Source organism: Kitasatospora sp. NPDC059747 (assembly GCF_042732955.1).
Classification (GTDB): domain Bacteria; phylum Actinomycetota; class Actinomycetes; order Streptomycetales; family Streptomycetaceae; genus Kitasatospora.
The window spans coordinates 12,819-13,586 of record NZ_JBHWGV010000104.1 but is presented as its reverse complement, the minus strand read 5'-3'; the positions used below and the strand labels follow the sequence as shown (position 1 = coordinate 13,586).

1 pseudogene is annotated in these 768 nt (G+C 75.0%); it reads left to right on the top strand.

Annotation, left to right across the window (positions count from 1 at the left end):
* Positions 1-106 precede the first annotated feature (106 nt).
* A pseudogene (gene orn, locus ACFV4G_RS33550) lies at positions 107-634 on the top strand (oligoribonuclease); the annotation flags it as partial.
* Positions 635-768 lie beyond the last annotated feature (134 nt).

Here is a 768-nt window from a genome sequence, read left to right as displayed (position 1 = left end):
GGCCGTCTCCGCCCCCGGTTGTGTGTGTGGTTTTACTGCTGGTTTGTATTGTCTCTATTCTCAACCCCCGCCCCCCCCCCCCCCCGGGCCCCCCCCCCCCCCCCCCGCGGCGCTGGTGACGGACTCCGAGCTGAACATCCTCGGCGAGGGTGTCGACGTCATCATCCGCCCGCCCGCGGAGGCGCTGGCGAACATGCCCGAGGTGGTGCGCGCCATGCACACCTCCTCCGGGCTGCTCGACGAGCTCGAGCACGGGGTGACGCTCGCCGAGGCCGAGGAGCGGGTGCTCGCGTACGTGCGCCAGCACGTGCCGGAGGCCGGCAAGACGCCGCTGTGCGGGAACTCGGTGGCCACCGACCGCGGCTTCCTGGCCCGGGACATGCCCGCCCTGGAGGGCCACCTGCACTACCGGATCGTGGACGTCTCCTCGATCAAGGAGCTGTCCCGCCGCTGGTACCCGAAGGCGTACTACAACAGCCCGCAGAAGGGCGGCAACCACCGCGCGCTCGCCGACATCCGCGAGAGCATCGACGAACTGCGGTACTACCGCGAGGCGGTGTTCGTCCCCCAGCCCGGCCCGGACACCGACACCGCACGCGCGATCGCCGAGAAGTACCGGCCCGCGACGGACTGACCCTCCGCACCAACCCGCGCACCCACCCGGGGGGGGGGGCGCCCGCGGGGGCGGGCGGGGGGCGCGGGGGGGGGGCGGGGGGGGGGGCGCGCCGCCCCCCGGCCCCCCAACCCCGCGGCCCCCCCCCCACCCCC